Genomic DNA, 19,066 nt, shown 5'->3' with positions numbered 1-19,066 from the left:
TGCAGAACTCACTAGAAGCCGACCTCGATATCAAACAGATCGCCCATACCCTCACCCACCGGACCCACCGCATCGCGCTCGGCAGCGGCAAAGCTATCCAGGTCGCCCACTGCCAACACACTGGTATGCCTGGCTTTGTAACGAGCAGTGCGCACACGAGCCCAAGGAATGAAAAAGCCCAGGGTGAAGAGGATACCCAGGGTATTGGTACACATCAGCCAGAAGTAGGACTGCACCTTCCACCGGGCCTTGAAGCGGTGCTCGCGCACATGGATATTGTTGTAGTTAAGGTTGCTGGTGGCCACGACAAAGTAGGCGAAAACCACCAGATACATCGCTGCAATCACCGGGAACGCCAGCGGCGGCAGCACCATGCCAGCTAAAAAGGCGGCGATGCCTCCCACCACGAAAATGCCGAGTATCAACAGGAAAATACCGTAGTACGCGCCCACAGTGGCCCTGAAATCAAAATCTGCCGTGCCGTAACTGTGGTTGTTATAGATGAATTTCTGCTGCTGGTAATAGGCATAGGGCATCAAGATGCCAAGCGTAATAGCGCCGAGTAGCGGCCAAAGCAGAAACGCCATGGCGGCTTCACCCATGCGACCGTGAAACACGAAAGGCACGTTGCGATATCGACTGTAGTGGGCATTGAAGCGCAGCGATTTGCAGATCACCCAGGGCATTATCACCAATAACAACCCAGCCATTATGATACCCGCGACAATACTCAGCTCCCCCGCCACGGCGTAAACAACGAAAAAGACAAAGGCGATGATGCGTCCAATCAGAATCTTGACCGGATTGGCCGTATAGGAAAAGCTGGCGCCATCAAGCAGCGTATTGCCGTAGAAGTACTGTTTGTTGCGTACCTTGGCCCAGGCAGAATAAATACCCAGGGTGATAACGGATAGCAGAATGTTGACGATCCAGATCTTGAAGTACTCGAAGCCGTTACCGGTAAAGACAAAAGGCACGTGCTCTTCGGCTTTATGTTTTGTTGCAGCACCAGCATTGGTGGAGATTCGCTCGCCACCGCCCCCAGCTACAGCCGCCGTGAAAGTGGTTGCAGCGTCTGAGGTTATAGCTACTATCGCAGGCTCGGGTTTCAACTGGGCAGCGATACCAATACTCGACAGCTTCTCCAGATATTTCTCCCCCATGGCCTGATCAATACCCGCTTTGATCACGGCGCGATTGCTGGCAAGAATCCGTTCGGCTTTCTCTTCGGTGGTCTTGAACAGTTTGGCCATTGCCGTGCGTACGTCCGTATGGCTAAAACCGGGCAGGACGCCTGAATACACCACCTGAAAGCTGTCTATAGCAGAGTCACTCATCTCATTTCCCTTTTTTAATTATTCTCTACATTCCTGTACTACTGCCCGGGCAAGGCGCTCAGAACGACCCATGGTGGGCCTCTGGCAGGCTACCGCCCGACCTACGCGCACAAGCACACGCACCACGTCTGTCCGGACGATAAAAATACACACAAGCGAGATTGTCGGCAGTCCTTGCCAAAATAGGAGGGAGTGCTGTCAAGCGAGCTTGGCCAGTGGGGTAGATATAGCACGCGCAATGGCACTAGAAAAGTAGCGGAGCTTGGCGAGGCCGCTTGTGGGGATCGAAAGGCGCGATACTATGGCTTTCAAAGGACCGATCACACTAGAGGACCGCCCGGTACGCTGGGCGCTATAAACCGATGAATCGAGATCGTTGGAAGCAGCTTTGCTCTCTCCTTACTCTGTGCCTGCTATGCGGCTCAGCTCAGGCGGTGGAATGTGTGGTTCTGCTGCACGGCCTGGCGCGCACCGCTGACTCCATGGGCAAGCTGGAAGCGGCGCTGTTGGCCGAAAACTATCTGGTTGAAAACATAGATTACCCGTCTCGCAAGCACTCCGTTGGGGAACTGGCCAACAAGGCTGTGGGAGAAGGCCTTGGCTCGTGCACCGCAGCGGGCGCAACCAGGATCCATTTCGTCACCCACTCGCTTGGCGGCATTCTTGTACGCGCCTATATGGCGCAGCATGAAAACGCCGAGATAGGGCGCGTAGTCATGTTGGGACCGCCAAACCAGGGTAGCGAGGTGGTGGATAATTTGCGGGAGACGCCGGGCTTCGAGTGGCTGAACGGCCCTGCCGGCATGCAGCTTGGCACCGACCGCACTGATGCGCCCAAGTCCCTCGGGCCGGTGAAATTCGAGCTCGGGGTGATTGCCGGCACGCAGAGCATCAATTTGATACTGTCGACGTTCCTGCCCAATCCGAACGATGGCAAGGTGTCGGTTGAAGCCACCAAAGTCGAAGGCATGACCGACTTTATCGCTTTACCGGCAACCCACCCTTTTCTGATGAGAAACGAAACAGCTATTGAGCAAACCGTACATTTTCTGAAAAACGGGTCATTCAGAAGAGACAGCGGGCTATAGCACCAGTGGAATACTTGCCGCCTATCGGCCTACCCCGCCTCAGCCTCCCCCGCCAAATCAGCCTCGGCCACTCCAGAAAAGTCGCCAAGGCCACCTCTTCGGCTTTGAGTCCCTTGCGCCCTCGCGGCTTGGCGTCGATCCTTGACGCTGGCTTCGTGCTCAATAACGCTCTTGCCGCGAAAATGGAACTGAATCTCGCTGCCGGCGACGTCCACATGGCGGGTGCGTAAAGTCGTCAGGCCATAGGATTTGTTGTCCTTGGCGTGTTGGCTGTTGCCTACACGAATCAGGGTGGCGTCCAGCAGCATGACGACCGCGGCAAGGACCTTTTCGCGGCTGAAGCCTGGATCGGCGAGTTGCGTTTCCAGCTTCTTGCGCAGTTTCGGCAACGCCTTGCCGAACTCCTGCAGGCGCGAGTACTTGTCGATATCGCGCACTTCACGCCAGCGCGGATGGTAGCGGTATTGCTTGCGTTCCTTGGCGTCGCGGCCGGTGGCCTGCAGATGGCCGCGCGGGTCGGCGCAGATCCAGACCACGGTATAAGCCGGAGGTACCGCTAGAGCGTTGAGGCGCTTGATCTCGTCGGCATCGCTGATGCGCTCGTCTTTGGCATCAAATCAGGTGGGCAAGGGAGATTGACCGCAACATTTAGCCGTCGTATCAATCATTTTCAGGCCATGACGTTACAAGTTGTCTCCTTTCCACTGATCAGAGGGCCTTTCTGGCTTGCTCCAGGGTCTATGCTTGGATTATCACTTTGGTCAAAGCCCCCTTTCAACAACTCACAGACGACCAGGCCGAACCTGTGAAATTTTCAACACTTACAGCAGGGCTACTCGTTCTGGTAATCAGCACCATTACCAGAGCTGAGCATTATCAGATCGTTACCGAGGAGTGGGCGCCGTACAACTACCTGGAAAACGATCAGCTCGCGGGTATAACCACGGACATCGTGCAGGCAATCATGGCGCTGACCGGTGATAACTTTAAGGTGGAAGTATTGCCCAGCATGCGGGCCACACGCGCCTTAAACGAGCAGCCGCGCACAATCATGTATTCACTATTTCGCACGGCAGAACGCGAGCCGCTCTACAAATGGGTGGGACCTATCGTCGAGGATTCCATTCATCCCTACCAATTGGCCAGCGCCCCGCAGCAGATATATTCCCTGGCACAACTGATGAACGCCCCGCGGATCACCACGCGCAATGCTGGCCTGCTTCCAGATTTACTGGAGTCTCTGGGGTTCGACAATCTGGACAAAAGCGCCACCAAGAACCAACAGCTTTACCGCATGCTAATAGCCGGACGCACCGACATCATCATCGGCGACACCGATGGCGGGGTGGACTACTATTCTCGCCAATTGGACATCGCGCCCGACACCCTGCGCCAGATTCCCATCGAGATCTATCGCGCCTCGCTGTACATTGCGTTCAGCCGGGATAGTGAGGATGAGGTAGTAGCTGCCTGGGCCGAGGCTCTGGAGCAGCTACGCGAGGCGGGAGAGCTGGCGCGCATCCAGCTGCGATACGCGCAAATTCCTGCCCCATGACAATCAGGGCAGACGCGGACTCACTCCACCCGCTCGAACTTCAGATCCCAGACCCCATGCCCCAATCGCTCGCCGCGGCGCTCGAACTTGGTGATGGGTCGTTCTTGCGGGCGGGGAACGTAGGTGCCGTCTTCGGCCAGATTGCGGTAACCCGGCGCGGCGCTCATGACTTCCAGCATGTGCTCAGCGTAGGCTTCCCAGTCGGTGGCCATATGGAAGATGCCGCCGATCTTTAGTTTGTTACGCAGTTGCTCGGCAAAGGCTAGTTGCACGATGCGGCGCTTGTTGTGCTTCTTCTTGTGCCAGGGATCAGGGAAGAACAGCAGCACCCGGTCCAGGCTGCCATCGGGGATGCACTGGTTGAGCACTTCAATGGCGTCACAGTCAAATACCCGCAGGTTGCTGACGCCTTCAGTGAGCACGCCGTTCAGCAGCGAGCCCACACCTGGGGGATGCACTTCGACGCCGATAAAGTCCTGCTCGGGAGCAACTTGCGCCATTTCCAGCAGGGACTGCCCCATGCCAAAGCCGATTTCCAGGGTACGTGGGGCCTGGCGACCGAAGAGGGTGTCCAGATCCAGTGGGCCCTGATTCAGGTTCAGGCCAAAGCGCGGCCAGCCGAGATCGATACCGCGTTTCTGCGCCTCGGTCATACGTCCGGCGCGCATCACGAAGCTGCGAATCGCGCGGCGGGGGGGCGCTGCGCCCTCCTCGACGGCTTCAGCGCCCTCAATCATTTCATTTTCAGCATCATCTGCCAGATCGTCGGACGGGTTATCGGTTGGGGTCTCGGACATGTAGCTCTCGTTCAGAAAAAGGTGCCGGCCAGCGGCGAAGAGGCGCTGGCGTAAAGCTTGCGTTCCATCCGGCCGGCGAGGAATGCACCGCGGCCGGCGAGTACCGCATGCTTCATGGCTTCGGCCATCAGCACGGGCTGTTTCGCGTGGGCAATCGCGGTGTTCATCAATACGCCTGCACAACCCAGCTCCATGGCGATGGCTGCGTCGGAGGCAGTGCCCACACCCGCATCGACCAGCACCGGCACCGTGGCTTCTTCGAGAATGATGCGCAGGTTGTAGGGGTTGCAGATACCCAGGCCCGAGCCAATCAGGCCGGCCAGTGGCATTACAGCCACGCAGCCCATTTCCGCCAGCTGACGGGCAATGATTGGGTCATCGCTGGTGTACACCATCACATCGAAGCCGTCCTTGATCAGCACTTCTGCCGCCTTGATGGTTTCGATCACATTGGGGAACAGGGTCTTCTGGTCGGCCAGTACTTCCAGCTTTACCAGGTTACGACCATCCAGCAGCTCACGGGCCAGGCGGCAAGTGCGCACGGCGTCTTCGGCGGTGAAGCAGCCGGCGGTATTGGGCAAAATGGTGTAACGGTCTGGCGGGATCACATCCAGCAGATTGGGCTCATCGGGGTTCTGGCCGATGTTGCTGCGCCGGATGGCAACGGTGACGATTTCTGCACCCGAGGCTTCGATGGCCGCGCGGGTCTCTTCCATATCCTTGTACTTGCCGGTGCCAACCAGCAGCCGTGAGCCGTACTGCACGCCGGCAATGGTGAAGGCGTCCTGATTCAGATCTGTCATGGGTTCTCCGCAGGGCAGCCTAGCCGCCGCCAATGGCATGGACGATTTCGATCCGATCACCCTCGGCCAGGAAAGTCTGGCTGTGCTCGCTACGCGGCACGATCTCCAGATTCAGCTCGATGGCCAGACGCTTGCCGCTCAGACCCAGATGCTCGATCAGGTCAGTCAGGGTCATTGCGCGGTCAAGGACGAAAGGGTCGCCATTCAGTTGAATCTGCATGGGCTTCTCGGGGGCTGGGGGTCATCGGGAAAGCGCTATTGTAACGTGATCACGGCGGGGCTGACCATGCTCAACGCCTCACAGATGACGCCATACTCCGGCACCCAGGCACAACCAGGCCAGCAGGAAGGACAAGCCGCCAAAGGGGGTGATGATGCCGAGCCTGCCGATCCCACTGAGTGCCATGGCGTAGAGACTGCCGGAAAACAGCAAAATGCCAAGCACCAAGAGCCCCCCTGAGACCTTGAACAGGGTACTTTCCGGCCAGCGCAGCAGTAACAATGCAATGCCCATCAGCGCAGCGGTGTGCCAGAGCTGGTATTGCACCCCGGTCTGGAAGGCATTGAGCAGATTCTCCGGGAGTTTGTCACGCAGGCCATGGGCGCCGAATGCACCGAGGGCCACCCCGGTAAAACCACTGAAGGACGCCAGTAAAAGCAATAGTTTGGCCATGGTTGAATACTCCGTTCTATACTGCGGGCCAACGCTGTGAAGGGCCCGTGAATGATCAAGTTAGTGCTGCGCAAAATCGCCAAGTGGGTGCTGATTCTGATGCTGGTCAGCCTGCTTCCGGTCATCGCACTGCGCTGGATACCCTCTCCCGGCTCGGCGCTGATGGTCGAGCGCTGGATCGAGCACCGTGGCGATGACACCCCCTATGAGATCCGGCGAGACTGGGTGCCGTACCACAGCATACCCGACAGCATGAAAATGGCGGTGATTGCCGCCGAAGATCAGCGCTTTGCCGAGCATTACGGTTTTGACGTTGAGGCCATCAAGGCCGCAGTAGAGCACAATCGCCAGGGCGGTAGTGTGCGCGGCGCCAGCACTATCAGCCAGCAAGTAGCCAAGAATCAGTTTCTCTGGTCCGGGCGCAGCTGGGTCCGCAAGGGTCTGGAAGTCTGGTTCACCCTCTGGATCGAAGTCTTCTGGCCCAAGCAGCGTATTCTCGAAGTCTACCTCAACATTGCCGAATGGGATCGCGGCGTATTTGGTGTGGATGCAGCAGCCCGTGAGCATTTCGGCGTGGGCGCCAGCTACCTCTCTGATCGCCAGGCGAGCCTGCTGGCTGCGGTGCTGCCTAATCCACGGGAGTGGCGTGCTGCAAGCCCGCCGGCACACGTACAGCGCCGGGCGTCCTGGATTCAAAACCAATCCAGACAGTTGGGCGGCAGCCATTATCTGCGCGAGATGCAGAAGGGCCAGCCACTGCCGCAATGGCTGACCCTGCGTTACTGGCGCAACCGCCTGGACGTCTAAGCGGATAAAGCCTGACTTGCCCTAGCGGGCGCCCTGCAAGCCGAACATGATCGAATGGGCTTGGTCACCACTGACAGCAACCACGGCGCCCATGCGGCCGTAAACCCAGGCCTGGTTGCCCTCACTCACATCCATGCGCATATCGGGTTCACCCAGAGTGCCGACAATGCGCTTGATTGCTACCGGTTCGGAGGGAATCAGACTGATCCGCTCCACCGGCTGACCAGCCAGGGCGGCACCGACCGAAGGCGACACAGATTGATCGCGCATGCCGGCCGTCCAGTCCTGCGCCTTGATCAGGCTGGCCATGCGCTCAGTATCCAACTCGATTACCGCCTGCACGCGCCAGTTCAGCTCGTCGCTCTGGATCACATAGCGGCTGACCAGCAAAGGCTCATCCTCGACACTGACCATCCATAACCGGCCCACGCCTAACGGCTTGTCGACACCGGCCAGGGTCAGGTCACCCTCGCGCAGGGGAGTCCAGATCGATTGCTGGTAACGCTCCTGCCACTGCATGGGTTCAGGCTCGCGCTGATCCATGACCCAGGTGACGAGGAAAAACAGGGCGATGACTACCAGACTGAACAGGGTGGCCATGCCGGCGCGGGGGCGAAAACTCATTCGATGCTCCTGACAGATTATTATTTATGCCGGGATTATGCCGGTTGCCGCGCTGGGGGGCCAGAAACACAAAAGGCATCCCTAGGGATGCCTTTGACGTGACCGGTCAGGCGGATAACAGAATCAGGCAGCGTCTTCGCTGTCCAGATTCTTCTTCAACTTGTTCATGGCGTTCTTTTCCAGCTGGCGGATACGTTCAGCCGACACCTGGTACTTGGCCGCCAGTTCGTGCAGGGTAGCCTTTTCTTCAGCCAGCCAGCGCTGATAGAGAATATCGCGGCTGCGCTCATCGAGTTGCTCCAGCCCATTCTGCAGCTGGGCAACAGAGCTGTCAGTCCAGTCAGCCGATTCCAGCTGGGTAGCCGGATCGTAGCGTTTGTCTTCCAGGTAGTGCACCGGCGCATAGGCCACAGCATCATCGTCGTCGTCCTGGGCACCATCGAAGCCGAGATCCTGGCCATACAGCCGGCTCTCCATTTCGCGTACTTCGCGGGTAACCACGCCCAGGTCGGCGGCAACGGCATTGACTTCGTCTTCTGACAACCAGGACAGTTTCTTCTTGGCGCTGCGCAGGTTGAAGAACAGCTTGCGCTGCGCCTTGGTGGTGGCCACCTTGACGATGCGCCAGTTGCGCAGGATGAACTCGTGTATTTCGGCACGGATCCAGTGCACTGCGAAGGACACCAGACGCACACCCATTTCCGGGTTGAAGCGCTTGACCGCCTTCATGAGACCGACGTTGCCTTCCTGTACCAGGTCTGCCTGAGCCAGGCCGTAACCGGAATAACTGCGCGCAATGTGCACAACAAACCGCAGGTGCGACATGACCAGTTGACGCGCCGCTTCGAGATCTTCGTTGTAGAACAAACGATCAGCCAACTCCCGCTCCTCTTCAACACTGAGGATCGGAATTCTGCTCACCGTCTGAACATAAGCCTCCAGGTTCGCACCCGGGACCAGATTATGTATGGGCTGCAGGGCAGTGCTCATGTTTGTACTCCAAAAAATTGACAGCCGAGTGTATCACTGCCAGATAAGACTATGAAACCCCGGCCTAGTTCCGTGCTGAGCCGACGCGCAGGGCAGCTCCGACGGGCGGCTGAATGGGCCCCAGTCTGCAATGTCTTGCAATTATTCCGGCTGAATATCAGCAATATGTCGACCCACAGCAAGCCAGGCACCAACCAGGCCCAGCAGCATTGCGCCGGCAACCAGGGTAAGACCGTCGATAACCGGCATGCCGGTCAGGGCAAAATCGCTCTGATAGAGCTCTGCCAGATCGCGCACCGTATTGTTCAGCCAGCCCATGCCAATCGCGAGCAGCAACCAGGCGAGCAACCCGGCCAGCAGACCATAAAGCACCCCGATGTAAAGGAATGGCCGTCGGACGAAGGCATCCGTCCCCCCCACCAGTTTGATCACCACGATTTCGTCACGGCGACCTTCGATCGCCAGACGGATGGTATTGATCATGACCAGTAACAGGGCCAACACCAGCAACACGGCCAGACCGCCGGTAAAACGCTCCAGCAGCGCCAGAATACCGGTCAGGCGCTCGATCCAGAGCAGATCAATCTGCACCTGATCAACGCCTGACAGGGCAGTCAGCTGATCGCGTAACGGTTCGAGTGTCGAGGCGCCGCCCTCGATACTCGAGGGCGTCACGATGATCACTGCCGGCAAGGGGTTATAGGCCAGCTGATCCAGGGCATCGCCCATACCCGAATGCTGTTTGAACTCAGCCAGAGCCAACTCGGGATCGAGCAGATGAGCTTCGGAAACCTGCTCCAGAGCGCGCACCTCAGCCAGCAAAGACGCCGCGGTTGCCGTCTCTACATCCTCGATCAGATACACCGACAGCTGCGCCGCCCGTTGCCAGTCCACGCCCAACCGTTCTACCTGACCGATCAACACGGCCAGACCCATGGGCAGGGCGAGGACGATGGTCATGACCAGAATCGTCATCGCACTGCTCAGTGGATTGAGACGCAGACGCTCCAGAGCCTGCCGCGCGCTGTCCCGGTGGCTACCAAACCAGCTGCGCAGGGTATGTTTCCAGCTGTGGCCTGAACGCGCCGCACCACTGGGCACCTTTGCACCACGTCTGGCCGGGGCTTTCTGTTTGTCGTCAGCCATGGCTATTCACCATCCCGAAGCAATCGACCCTGATCCAGGGTCAACATGCGGTGGTCGAGTGTTGCGATCAGCGGCAGATCGTGGCTGGCAATAATGACCGTGACCCCTACGCGGTTGAAGTCCTCGAACAGCCCCATGATCTCGGCAGACAGTGCCGGGTCGAGGTTACCGGTCGGCTCGTCGGCGAGCAGTAGTGCTGGCTTGTGCACCACGGCACGGGCCACGCCGACGCGTTGCTGCTCGCCGCCGGACAGGGCTATGGGATAGAGGCTTTCCTTGCTCAGCAGGCCAACCTTGTCCAGCGCCGCGCGCACGCGCCGGCCGACTTCACCCGGTGGCGTGCCGTTGATGATCAGCGGCAGGGCGACGTTGTCGAACACCGTGCGGTCGAACAACAGCTGGTGGTTCTGGAAGACCACGCCAACCTGCCGGCGCAGGTAGGGGATGTCATCACCGCTCAGCTCTCGCAGGTTCTGCCCGCCCACATGCACCTGGCCGGAGCTGGGGCGCTCCATGCACATGATCAGCTTGAGCAGGGTACTCTTGCCCGCGCCGGAATGGCCGGTGATGAAAACCATCTCGCCAACCTTTATATGAAAGCTCAGGTTATCCAGACCCATATGGCCGTTGGGATAGCGTTTGCTGACCTGCTCGAAACGAATCATGGTCTACTCACGCCCAAACAGTGCCTTGACGAATTCCGGTGCGGTGAAGGGCCGCAGGTCGTCTATCTGCTCGCCCACACCGATAAAACGGATGGGCAGGCCGAACTGTTTGGCCAGGGCGAAGATCACCCCACCCTTGGCCGTGCCGTCGAGCTTGGTCAGCACCAGGCCACTGAGACCCACCGCCTGATCGAACAGCTTGGTCTGGGATATGGCGTTCTGACCGGTGCCGGCATCGAGTACCAGCAGAATCTCATGGGGCGCGTCGGGATCAAGCTTGCTCATTACCCGCTTGACCTTTTTCAGCTCGTCCATGAGGTTGTCTTTGTTGTGCAGCCGGCCAGCAGTGTCGGCAATCAACACATCAACACCCCGAGCCTTGGCCGCCTGCAGGGCATCGAACACCACCGAGGCCGAATCCGAGCCGGTGTGTTGCGCCACCACCGGAATATTGTTGCGCTCACCCCACACCTGCAGCTGTTCAACGGCCGCCGCGCGGAAGGTATCACCGGCGGCCAGCATGACGCTGCGACCCTCGTTCTGCAGGCGCTTGGCGAGCTTGCCGATGGTCGTGGTCTTGCCCACACCATTGACGCCCACCACCAGAATCACGAAGGGCTGCTTTTCGGGGGTAATGACCATGGGCTTGGCGACATCAGCGAGCAGTGTTTCCAGTTCGTCCTGCAATGCCCTGTACAGCGCCTTGCGATTGGACAGCTGGCGACGACGCACGCGCTGCTGCAGCGACTCCATGATCAGGGTCGCAGCCTCGATACCCACGTCGGCCATCAGCAGCCGGGTTTCCAGCTCCTCGAGCAGCTCGTCGTCGATGTCTTTCTCGCCGAGGAACATGTTGGCCATGCCCTCGCCCAGGTTGCCGCTGGTCTTGGACAGACCGGCTTTCATCCGCGCGAAGAAGCTGCCGGCCGCCGGCTCTGCCTCCTGAGGCTCGGGCTGGACTTTGGCTTCCGCCTGGCCCAGGCCGGAAAACAGCGATTGAGCTACCTGGCGGGCGGCCTCATCGCTGTTCTGCGGGACAGCTTCTGGCCGTGCCGCCGGCTCGGCTTCAGCGTTCTCGTTTTTGCGCTTGCCCCAGCCAAACAGACCCTTTTTCTCGGGCTTGTTGCCATCCAGGGCGGCTTTAGGGGTAGCGGACTGATCAGACTTGTCTTTGGAACCAAACATTGACTTTCACTATCTAGGATCGGGCAGCGGGTGTTTGACCGCCGCATTGAAGGTTGGGTTATCCTACCCCACTTCCGCCACAGGCGGTACGTTCCTACAGGATGCTTGCATGCTACGGCTGAAAACCGCTTTTACGACACTTGTCCTGGCGTTCACCTGCCTCCCGGCCGTTGCCGAGGAGCCGCGCCAGGCCACCCACGCGTTCCATCTGGACAACGGGCTGAAGGTGATAGTTCGTGAAGATCACCGCGCACCGGTGGTGGTCTCCCAGCTATGGTATCGGGTCGGCAGCAGCCACGAGCCGCCCGGTCAGACCGGTATTTCCCATGCCCTGGAACACATGATGTTCAAGGGCAGCGAGAACCTCGAGCCGGGGGAAGCCTCCAAACTGCTGGGCAGCCTGGGCGCCCAGGAAAATGCCTTCACCAGCCGCGACTACACCGCTTACTACCAGGTGCTTAGCCGCGAGCAACTGCCCATTGCCCTGGAGATGGAAGCCGAGCGCATGCACAGCGCACGGCTGCCGGAAGACGAATTTCTGCGTGAAATGGAAGTGATAAAGGAAGAGCGTCGCCTGCGCGTGGACGACAACCCCAACAGCCTTGCCTACGAACGCTTTCTGACCCAGGCCCATATCGCCAGCCCCTACCAGCAACCGGTAATCGGCTGGATGCATGACATCGAACGCCTGACCATCGAGGATCTGCGTGCCTGGTATGGCACCTGGTACCAACCGGGCAATGCGATTCTGGTCATAGTCGGCGATGTAACCCTGGAGGAAGTCCGGCCCCTGGTAGAAACTTACTTCGGACCCATCCCCGCCGGAAAGCTACCCGCCCAGAAAGCACCCCTGGAACTGCCGGGCGGCGCCCAGCGCAATGTGACCATCGAAGTCGACGTACAACTCCCCAGCCTGTTGATGAGCTTCAATGTGCCCAGCCTGAGCACCGCAGAGGAAGCCTGGGAGATTCATGCCCTGCGCCTGTTGGAGGGCGTACTCGATGCCGGTTACAGCGCGCGCTTGCCCAGCCGCCTGGAACGAGGCAGCTCGGTGGCCACCTCGGTTAATGCCAGTTACAGCGCATTTACCCGTGGCGACACCCTGTTTACGCTCAGCGGCCTGCCCAACCAGTCACGTGAAGTGAGCCTGGCCGATCTGGAAGCCGCGTTATGGGACGAAATTGATCAGCTCAAGAACAACCCGCCCGACTCCGCCGAGCTGACACGGGTCAAGACCCAGTTGATCGCCCAGGACGTCTACGCACGGGACAGCATTACCCACCAAGCCAACCTGATAGGCCAGCTTGAAAGCGTCGGATTGTCGTGGGAACTGATCGAACAGGATGCCGACGCACTGGAGGCCGTGACGCCAGAGCAGATAAGCGCCGTGGCCCGCAAATTCCTGGTACCCGAGCGCCTGACCCGGGGTCATGTGTTGCCCACACCACCGGTAGCGCAATCTGCAGCACCCGCCAATCAAGGAGCCAACTGATGTCGGCAAAACCCATACCCATGGTTCGCTGGGTGCTGGCCGTAGTTGTGCTGGTGCTCGTTTTCGCGTTGTTGTTGAGCAAATCGATCAAGCCAGACGAACCGGCTATTGAAACCGCCGCCGCAGAGCAGGCACCCGCGGCCGAATCGAACGATGCGCTGCCCTCGGAGGCCAGCACCGATACGTTACCTGAGCTGGACTCCTTGCAGCGCATCAACCTGGACAAGGCGCCCGCGCGTCGCAGCCTGGACCTGCAGCACTGGACCACGGACGAAGGCGCGCGTGTCTATTTCATGCAGGCCGTCGAGCTGCCAATGCTCGACGTGCAGCTACTCTTCGCTGCCGGCGCCAGCCGCGATGGCACCCTCCCGGGCCTGGCCATGGTTACCAATGGCATGCTCAACGAGGGGATCGAGGGTATGGATTCCGGCGCAATCGCCGCGGGCTTCGAAAAACTTGGCGCCCAGTACGACAACAGCTCCCACCGCGATATGGCGCTGACCGGCCTGCGGACGCTGACCGCCCACGACAAGCTGCAGCCGGCCCTGGACCTGTTTACCCGTGTAGTTAGCCAGCCGAGCTTCCCCGCCGACGCCTTCGAACGTCTGCGCAATCAGCTGCAGGCCAGTCTGCAGATGCGTCTGCAGAGCCCTGGCGCGCTGGGTAGCGAAGCCTTCTGGGCGGGGCTCTACCCCGAGCACCCCTACGGCAGCCTGCCCTCGGGCGAGCCAGAGAGCCTGGCTCTGCTGACGCCGGGCATCCTGGACACCTTTCACAAAGAGTATTACACCGCCGGCAATGCGGTGATCGCCATGGTGGGCAATATCGACAGAGCAGAGGCGGAGCGTATCGCCAGTCGCCTTTCCCGCACCCTACCCCAGGGCCCGGCAGTGGCCGCGGTGGCCCAGCCCGATCAGGTGACGTCCCGGCATGAGCATGTAGTGTTCAATTCGCAGCAGACCCACATTCTCCTCGGCCAACTGGGTATCAGCCGGCACGACCCCGACTACGCGGCGCTCTACGTGGGCAACCAGATTCTCGGTGGCTCCGGCTTTGGTTCACGCCTGATGGAACAGATTCGCGAAGAGCGTGGCCTGTCCTATTCGGTCAGCAGCAGCCTGGTGCCCATGCAGGCCGCAGGCCCATTCCAGATTGGCATGCAGACGCGCAACGATCAGGTCGAACTGGCATTGGAAGTGATAGATGCAACCCTCGAAGAGTTCGTTAGTGAGGGGCCGACCGAGGCGGAGCTGATCCGCACCAAGCGTCAGATCATGGGGGAGTTTCCCCTGTCCACGGCGAGCAATGATGCCATCGTTGGCCAACTGGGCATGATCGGTTTTTACGGATTGCCGCTCAACCACATGCAACTGTTTCTTGATCAGGTGGAGAAGCTTGAGGTTGAGGACGTGCGCGCGGCCTTTCAGCGCCACATCGATCCGCAGCGTCGGCTTATCGTGACAGTCGGACCTGAACCCGTTATGGCCGAAGTGAATGCACTGAAAGACGCCGAAGCGACCGACGAGGTTATTGTGCCGGATGCGCCGCCGGAGTCCGCACAATGAAGCCCGGAACCAATCGTCAGAGCCAGTTGCGCATCATTGCCGGCAACTGGCGCAGCCGCCGTTTCAGCTTCACCGAGCAGCCCGGCTTGCGGCCAACGCCGGACCGGGTGCGCGAGACCCTGTTCAACTGGCTCAGTGGCCATATCGAAGGGGCGCGCTGCGTGGATCCCTTTGCCGGAAGCGGCGCTCTGACCCTGGAAGCCCTGTCCCGCGGTGCCGCCTGGGTCCTTGCCGGCGACACCAGCCGGGAAGTGGTCAATACCTTGCGCGGGCATCTACAGACCCTGGACTGCGACCGGGCGGAAGTACGCCAGCAGGACGCTGTGGCCATGCTGTCTACCCCGCCTGCGGAGCCCTTTGAGCTCGCCTTTCTGGATCCACCGTTTCGCCAGGACCTGTTAGCGCCAGCCTGTGCGGCGCTGGAAGACAACGGTTGGCTGAGCGCTGACGCAATGATCTATACCGAAAGCGAATGCCCGCCAAGCCAGCTGCCACGGCCTGCCACCTGGTCACTGCACCGGGAAAAGCGCGCCGGACAAGTCTGGTACAGCCTCTGGCAACGCAACGCATGACCCCGTTCCGCCCCGCCAGATGGTTGCCTGGCGGGCACCTGCCCACTCTGTATGGCCCGCTGTGCCGCACTGCCCCTGCGCTGGAGCGGCGCCGCGAACGTCTGACCCTGGCCGACGGCGACTTTCTTGATCTGGACTGGTACGGGCCGGACACAGCGGACCAGCCCTGCGTGATTCTCCTGCACGGTCTGACCGGCAGCTCCAGCTCGCTGTATATCCTCGGTCAGCAGCAAGCGCTGGCCGCGATGGGCTGGCCGAGCGTGGCTGTGAACTGGCGTGGCTGTTCCGGGGAGCCCAATCACCTGGCCCGTGGCTACCACTCCGGCGCCAGCGAGGACCTGGCCGAGGTTATTACCCACTTGCACGCAGCCGCCCCGCACCGACGCCTGTATGCAGCGGGTTACTCCCTCGGCGGCAATGTGCTGTTGAAATACCTGGGCGAGCGCGGCAACGACTCGCTCCTTGAGGCCGCCGCTGCAGTGTCTGTGCCCTTTCGCCTGGACCAGTGCGCGGACCGCTTGCAACTGGGATTTTCACGGGTCTATCAGGCGCGCTTCATGCGCGACATGCTGGCCTACGTCAGGAACAAGCAACGCCTGTTTGCCCACCAGGGGCGCGAAGCCGAGCAAGCCAGTCTGGCCGCGCTCGGCTCGTTGGAGGGCATGGATTCATTCTGGGATTTCGATGATCGTGTCACGGCCCCGTTACATGGCTACGCCAGCGCCGAGGATTACTATCGTCGCTGCAGTAGCCGCTTTTTCCTGGGTACCATCAGCGTACCCACGCTGCTCATCCAGGCGCTGAACGATCCCTTTGTCTATCCCCACAGCCTGCCCGAACAGAGCGAGCTGGCCCCCGGCACCCGGTTCGAGCTGCATCCCGGCGGCGGGCATGTCGGTTTTGTAGAGGGCTCCCCATTCAATCCGCGCTTCTACCTGGAGCGGCGCCTGCCGCAATGGTTTGCTGAGCAGTAGGTAATCAGCCTCACAGCGGCACGTAATAATCATCCAGCATGGCCTGCACGGCCTCTCGCGAGCTCTCGGTCAGCAGCCCGCGTTCCTGCGCCAGCACCTGGTAGACGCCCCGCCGCAACAGATCTGGCGTCAGCTGCGGCTGCTCGGGGTCCAGCACCGTCGTATACAGATAGCCCACCCAGCCGGTCATCAACAGCCAACTGTTGGTCGCCAATGCCTGTGGATCGGTGCGCTCGCTACAGAGAATGTCGGCGTCGACCAGGCCCTGGTAAATCCTCTGGCCGCTCTGGACACAGCGCTGGGAGAACACCCGATACCGCTGAGCCAGGTCCGGATCGCTGTTGAGCAAGTGTTCCAGATCCCGGTGCAGAAATCGGTAATCCCAAAGCCCGGCAAAGATCGACTCCAGGTAATGCGCCTTGTCAGCGATGACCAGCGACCGACCCTCCGGCACACTCAGATAAGCGTCCACCTGTTGCTCATAGGCGCTGAACAGCTCGGCAATGATCTGCTGCTTATTGCGAAAATGGTAATACAGGTTGCCCGGCGACATACCCAGATGCACCGCGATATGGTTGGTGGTTACCGAGCGCTCGCCGAGCTCGTTGAATAGCTGGAGGCTTGCGTTGAGTATGCGATCGCGGGTTTTCATGCCTTCTCTCAGTGTCAAAATGTTTCGGATGTCCCACCGAACGGGCAGTTGCATTGACAGCTTAGAGCAATTGCTCTAAAAATACCCTTTCTCAAATAAAACAGGCCCATAAAGGTCTGCCGGAGCGTTGCCATGGTAGCCGATATTGCTTATATGCAGGACCAGCAACAGTCGATTTCGCGAATGCAGCTATTGTTCAAGCAACAGCGTGCGGCCTTTCGTCATGATCCCATGCCCACGGCAGACAAACGGATCGAAACTCTCCAATCCCTGAAGGCAGCGCTGTTGCGCTATCAGGAACCGCTGATCAGGGCCATCAGCACCGATTTTGGCCGCCGCTCTGCTGACGAGACCAAATTGGCGGAAATACTGCCCGCCCTTGAGGGAATCAAATACGTGAGCAAGCGCCTGCGCCGCTGGATGAAGCCATCCAGCCGGCACGTTGGCATGGCCTTCCAGCCCGGCAAGGCCAAGGTGATCTATCAGCCCCTGGGCGTGGTGGGCGTTATCGTACCCTGGAATTATCCGCTGTATCTGGCCATGGGGCCGCTGACCGGCGCGCTGGCGGCCGGCAACCGGGTGATGATCAAGATGAGCGAATCCACCCCCGAGACAGCCAGGGTGTTTGCGCAGATGCTCGCGGATATCTACCCCGAGGATCAGGTCGCCGTGGTGACCGGTGAGGCCGAGGTGGGCATGGCATTTTCCCAACTGCCCTTCGATCACCTGTTGTTCACCGGGGCCACCAGTATCGGCAAGCACGTTATGCGCGCAGCAGCGGAGAACCTGACCCCTGTCACCCTGGAATTGGGCGGCAAGTCACCGGCCATCGTCTCCAAGAATGTGCCCATTGCCGACGCGGCAGAACGCATCGCCTTCGGCAAGGGCGTGAACGCCGGACAGACCTGTGTGGCCCCCGATTATGTGCTGTGCCCCCGAGAACGTGTTGATGAGCTGATCGAAGCCCTGCGCATGCAGTTTGCGCGGCTCTACCCCAGCCTGCGTGACAATACCGACTACACCCAGGTGGTGAATCCCCGTCAGCACCAGCGCATCCAGGGTTATCTCCAGGATGCTCGCGACAAGGGCGCACGGGTCATCGAGCTGAATCCGAAGGACGAGGAGTTCAGCGACACGCGGATTCTGCCCCCGACCCTGCTGCTGGATGTCACCGACGACATGAAAATCATGCAGGAAGAGATCTTTGGTCCCCTGATGCCGATTCTGCCCTACGACCGCATTGAAGATGCCATGGAATACATAGCAGACCGCCCGCGGCCACTGGCACTCTACTACTTCGGCTATGACAAGCCCGAGCAGGAGCGGCTGATGAATCAGACCCATGCGGGCGGCATGTGTATCAACGACACCATCCTCCACGTGGCACAGGATGACATGCCCTTCGGTGGTATCGGCCCCTCGGGCATGGGGCACTACCATGGCCATGAAGGTTTTCTGACCTTCAGCAAGGCCAAGGGCATATATATCAAGCAACGCTTCAATGGCGCGCGGCCTATCTATCCTCCCTATGGTGGTGCGGTATTGAAGCTGGTCTACAAGTTGTTCATCCGTTAATGGCGGGGAGCCGAAAATGAACTCTATCAACTCCGCCCGGATCAACCGGCGGGATCTGTTGAAGCTCGGTCTGGGTGCCAGCGCGACGCTGGCCACAGTGGGCATGACAGCCACCCTTTCCGGTTGCAGCAGCAGCCAACCCGGCGTCGGTTATTCAGTACTGCGCGATACGGATATTCCGGTGGTGGCGGCGATCATGAGTGGCCTGGTAGGGCCGCATCCAGCGCTCAGCCAGGATACGCTGCAAGCCGCTATAGACCAGTTGGACACCACTCTGGCCTGGACCTCCACAGCGGTACAGACACAGGTCACCGACCTGCTTGGCATGCTGTCGATGCCTATTACACGTGGTCCGATGACCGGCATCTGGGGCAGTTGGGACAAGGCGTCAATTGCCGAGGTGCAGGCCTTTCTGAAACGCTGGCGCGATAGCCGTCTGGACATGCTGCGCCAGGGCCACAACGCCCTCAGCCAGTTGCTTCTGATGGCCTGGTACGCCACCCCCGCTTCCTGGGCCGCCGCCGGTTATCCCGGCCCGCCGCAAATCTGATTCTCTGCAGGTAAAT

The 19,066-nt window shown here is 59.8% G+C and carries 20 protein-coding genes and 1 pseudogene; 9 read left to right on the top strand and 12 right to left on the bottom strand.

What is annotated here, in order from left to right; genetic code table 11:
* Positions 1-11: 11 nt before the first annotated feature.
* On the bottom strand, positions 12-1,337 hold the full coding sequence (locus tag IEV54_RS06910; RefSeq protein WP_150276588.1) for a YjgN family protein: 1,326 nt from the start codon (positions 1,335-1,337) through the stop codon (positions 12-14).
* Between the two features lie 443 nt (positions 1,338-1,780).
* Between IEV54_RS06910 and IEV54_RS06905 the strand changes: the two genes are divergently transcribed.
* Positions 1,781-2,425 (top strand): esterase/lipase family protein, encoded by a 645-nt coding sequence (locus IEV54_RS06905; RefSeq protein ID WP_223825362.1) that lies wholly within the window; start codon positions 1,781-1,783, stop codon positions 2,423-2,425.
* 125 nt (positions 2,426-2,550) lie between these two features.
* On the opposite strand, the pseudogene IEV54_RS06900 reads toward IEV54_RS06905, so the two are convergent.
* A pseudogene (locus tag IEV54_RS06900) lies at positions 2,551-3,039 on the bottom strand (DNA topoisomerase IB-related protein); the annotation flags it as partial.
* Positions 3,040-3,230: 191 nt separating this feature from the next.
* On the opposite strand from IEV54_RS06900, the gene IEV54_RS06895 reads away from it, so the two are divergent.
* Positions 3,231-3,980: a substrate-binding periplasmic protein gene (locus IEV54_RS06895; protein WP_150276587.1), complete on the top strand. Its 750-nt coding sequence runs from the start codon at positions 3,231-3,233 to the stop codon at positions 3,978-3,980.
* Between the two features lie 20 nt (positions 3,981-4,000).
* On the opposite strand, the gene trmB is transcribed toward IEV54_RS06895, so the two are convergent.
* The 4 genes from trmB to IEV54_RS06875 form a co-directional block, all read right to left on the bottom strand.
* Entirely contained in the window at positions 4,001-4,717 is a 717-nt protein-coding gene (trmB, locus tag IEV54_RS06890) for a tRNA (guanosine(46)-N7)-methyltransferase TrmB (RefSeq protein ID WP_150276734.1), read from the bottom strand.
* Positions 4,718-4,788: 71 nt separating this feature from the next.
* Positions 4,789-5,580, bottom strand: coding sequence for a thiazole synthase (locus tag IEV54_RS06885; RefSeq protein WP_150276586.1), 792 nt, complete (start codon positions 5,578-5,580; stop codon positions 4,789-4,791).
* 19 nt (positions 5,581-5,599) lie between these two features.
* Positions 5,600-5,800: a sulfur carrier protein ThiS gene (gene thiS / locus IEV54_RS06880; protein ID WP_150276585.1), complete on the bottom strand. Its 201-nt coding sequence runs from the start codon at positions 5,798-5,800 to the stop codon at positions 5,600-5,602.
* A gap of 78 nt (positions 5,801-5,878) precedes the next feature.
* Positions 5,879-6,253 carry a DUF423 domain-containing protein gene (locus IEV54_RS06875; RefSeq protein ID WP_150276584.1) on the bottom strand — a complete coding sequence of 125 codons (375 nt, stop codon included), beginning with the start codon at positions 6,251-6,253 and terminating at the stop codon, positions 5,879-5,881.
* A 51-nt stretch (positions 6,254-6,304) separates the two neighbouring features.
* Here IEV54_RS06875 and mtgA point away from each other — a divergent pair, with 51 nt between their 5' ends.
* The gene (gene mtgA / locus IEV54_RS06870; protein ID WP_150276583.1) at positions 6,305-7,060 is read left to right on the top strand and encodes a monofunctional biosynthetic peptidoglycan transglycosylase; all 756 of its coding nucleotides are present in this window, start codon (positions 6,305-6,307) and stop codon (positions 7,058-7,060) included.
* Positions 7,061-7,081: 21 nt separating this feature from the next.
* On the opposite strand, the gene IEV54_RS06865 is transcribed toward mtgA, so the two are convergent.
* From IEV54_RS06865 to ftsY, 5 genes are all read right to left on the bottom strand, one after another.
* On the bottom strand, positions 7,082-7,684 hold the full coding sequence (locus IEV54_RS06865; RefSeq protein ID WP_150276582.1) for a hypothetical protein: 603 nt from the start codon (positions 7,682-7,684) through the stop codon (positions 7,082-7,084).
* 123 nt (positions 7,685-7,807) lie between these two features.
* The gene (rpoH, locus tag IEV54_RS06860; protein ID WP_150276581.1) at positions 7,808-8,674 is read right to left on the bottom strand and encodes an RNA polymerase sigma factor RpoH; all 867 of its coding nucleotides are present in this window, start codon (positions 8,672-8,674) and stop codon (positions 7,808-7,810) included.
* 141 nt (positions 8,675-8,815) lie between these two features.
* Entirely contained in the window at positions 8,816-9,820 is a 1,005-nt protein-coding gene (gene ftsX / locus IEV54_RS06855) for a permease-like cell division protein FtsX (protein ID WP_150276580.1), read from the bottom strand.
* A 2-nt stretch (positions 9,821-9,822) separates the two neighbouring features.
* On the bottom strand, positions 9,823-10,485 hold the full coding sequence (gene ftsE / locus IEV54_RS06850; protein ID WP_150276579.1) for a cell division ATP-binding protein FtsE: 663 nt from the start codon (positions 10,483-10,485) through the stop codon (positions 9,823-9,825).
* A gap of 3 nt (positions 10,486-10,488) precedes the next feature.
* Positions 10,489-11,670: a signal recognition particle-docking protein FtsY gene (ftsY, locus tag IEV54_RS06845; RefSeq protein WP_150276578.1), complete on the bottom strand. Its 1,182-nt coding sequence runs from the start codon at positions 11,668-11,670 to the stop codon at positions 10,489-10,491.
* A gap of 109 nt (positions 11,671-11,779) precedes the next feature.
* On the opposite strand from ftsY, the gene IEV54_RS06840 reads away from it, so the two are divergent.
* The 4 genes from IEV54_RS06840 to IEV54_RS06825 are packed head-to-tail and all read left to right on the top strand — an operon-like array spanning position 11,780 to position 16,273.
* Positions 11,780-13,162, top strand: a complete 1,383-nt coding sequence (locus IEV54_RS06840) for a M16 family metallopeptidase (protein WP_150276577.1) — start codon at positions 11,780-11,782, stop codon at positions 13,160-13,162.
* Positions 13,162-14,727: a M16 family metallopeptidase gene (locus tag IEV54_RS06835; protein WP_150276576.1), complete on the top strand. Its 1,566-nt coding sequence runs from the start codon at positions 13,162-13,164 to the stop codon at positions 14,725-14,727. The genes IEV54_RS06840 and IEV54_RS06835 overlap by 1 nt, the downstream gene beginning before the upstream one ends.
* Positions 14,724-15,299 carry a 16S rRNA (guanine(966)-N(2))-methyltransferase RsmD gene (gene rsmD, locus IEV54_RS06830; RefSeq protein WP_150276575.1) on the top strand — a complete coding sequence of 192 codons (576 nt, stop codon included), beginning with the start codon at positions 14,724-14,726 and terminating at the stop codon, positions 15,297-15,299. Before IEV54_RS06835 ends, rsmD begins: the two co-directional genes overlap by 4 nt.
* The gene (locus tag IEV54_RS06825) at positions 15,296-16,273 is read left to right on the top strand and encodes a hydrolase (protein ID WP_150276574.1); all 978 of its coding nucleotides are present in this window, start codon (positions 15,296-15,298) and stop codon (positions 16,271-16,273) included. Before rsmD ends, IEV54_RS06825 begins: the two co-directional genes overlap by 4 nt.
* Positions 16,274-16,283: 10 nt before the next feature.
* On the opposite strand, the gene IEV54_RS06820 is transcribed toward IEV54_RS06825, so the two are convergent.
* The gene (locus tag IEV54_RS06820; RefSeq protein WP_188434356.1) at positions 16,284-16,937 is read right to left on the bottom strand and encodes a TetR/AcrR family transcriptional regulator; all 654 of its coding nucleotides are present in this window, start codon (positions 16,935-16,937) and stop codon (positions 16,284-16,286) included.
* A 120-nt stretch (positions 16,938-17,057) separates the two neighbouring features.
* Here IEV54_RS06820 and IEV54_RS06815 point away from each other — a divergent pair, with 120 nt between their 5' ends.
* Together IEV54_RS06815 and IEV54_RS06810 are read left to right on the top strand one after the other, a co-directional pair.
* Positions 17,058-18,500 carry a coniferyl aldehyde dehydrogenase gene (locus IEV54_RS06815; RefSeq protein ID WP_150276572.1) on the top strand — a complete coding sequence of 481 codons (1,443 nt, stop codon included), beginning with the start codon at positions 17,058-17,060 and terminating at the stop codon, positions 18,498-18,500.
* A gap of 16 nt (positions 18,501-18,516) precedes the next feature.
* Positions 18,517-19,050: a twin-arginine translocation pathway signal protein gene (locus IEV54_RS06810; RefSeq protein WP_150276571.1), complete on the top strand. Its 534-nt coding sequence runs from the start codon at positions 18,517-18,519 to the stop codon at positions 19,048-19,050.
* The last annotated feature ends 16 nt before the right edge of the window (positions 19,051-19,066 follow it).

Origin of the sequence: Halopseudomonas salina, from assembly GCF_014637955.1 — a bacterium.
In the GTDB taxonomy this organism is placed as follows: Bacteria; Pseudomonadota; Gammaproteobacteria; order Pseudomonadales; family Pseudomonadaceae; genus Halopseudomonas; species Halopseudomonas salina.
The sequence above is the reverse complement of the archived record's forward strand: the minus strand, read 5'-3'. Positions and strand labels throughout refer to the sequence as shown.

Excerpts from the sequence above, each read along its gene's own strand:
- IEV54_RS06825 (WP_150276574.1), top strand. The coding sequence starts at position 15,296 with ATGACCCCGTTCCGCCCCGCCAGATGGTTGCCTGGCGGGCACCTGCCC.
- IEV54_RS06810 (WP_150276571.1), top strand. The coding sequence starts at position 18,517 with ATGAACTCTATCAACTCCGCCCGGATCAACCGGCGGGATCTGTTGAAG.
- IEV54_RS06875 (WP_150276584.1), bottom strand. The coding sequence starts at position 6,253 with ATGGCCAAACTATTGCTTTTACTGGCGTCCTTCAGTGGTTTTACCGGG.
- IEV54_RS06815 (WP_150276572.1), top strand. The coding sequence starts at position 17,058 with ATGGTAGCCGATATTGCTTATATGCAGGACCAGCAACAGTCGATTTCG.
- thiS (WP_150276585.1), bottom strand. The coding sequence starts at position 5,800 with ATGCAGATTCAACTGAATGGCGACCCTTTCGTCCTTGACCGCGCAATG.
- IEV54_RS06840 (WP_150276577.1), top strand. The coding sequence starts at position 11,780 with ATGCTACGGCTGAAAACCGCTTTTACGACACTTGTCCTGGCGTTCACC.
- ftsY (WP_150276578.1), bottom strand. The coding sequence starts at position 11,670 with ATGTTTGGTTCCAAAGACAAGTCTGATCAGTCCGCTACCCCTAAAGCC.
- mtgA (WP_150276583.1), top strand. The coding sequence starts at position 6,305 with ATGATCAAGTTAGTGCTGCGCAAAATCGCCAAGTGGGTGCTGATTCTG.
- trmB (WP_150276734.1), bottom strand. The coding sequence starts at position 4,717 with ATGATTGAGGGCGCTGAAGCCGTCGAGGAGGGCGCAGCGCCCCCCCGC.
- IEV54_RS06910 (WP_150276588.1), bottom strand. The coding sequence starts at position 1,337 with ATGAGTGACTCTGCTATAGACAGCTTTCAGGTGGTGTATTCAGGCGTC.
- IEV54_RS06835 (WP_150276576.1), top strand. The coding sequence starts at position 13,162 with ATGTCGGCAAAACCCATACCCATGGTTCGCTGGGTGCTGGCCGTAGTT.
- ftsE (WP_150276579.1), bottom strand. The coding sequence starts at position 10,485 with ATGATTCGTTTCGAGCAGGTCAGCAAACGCTATCCCAACGGCCATATG.
- rsmD (WP_150276575.1), top strand. The coding sequence starts at position 14,724 with ATGAAGCCCGGAACCAATCGTCAGAGCCAGTTGCGCATCATTGCCGGC.
- rpoH (WP_150276581.1), bottom strand. The coding sequence starts at position 8,674 with ATGAGCACTGCCCTGCAGCCCATACATAATCTGGTCCCGGGTGCGAAC.
- IEV54_RS06885 (WP_150276586.1), bottom strand. The coding sequence starts at position 5,580 with ATGACAGATCTGAATCAGGACGCCTTCACCATTGCCGGCGTGCAGTAC.
- IEV54_RS06865 (WP_150276582.1), bottom strand. The coding sequence starts at position 7,684 with ATGAGTTTTCGCCCCCGCGCCGGCATGGCCACCCTGTTCAGTCTGGTA.
- ftsX (WP_150276580.1), bottom strand. The coding sequence starts at position 9,820 with ATGGCTGACGACAAACAGAAAGCCCCGGCCAGACGTGGTGCAAAGGTG.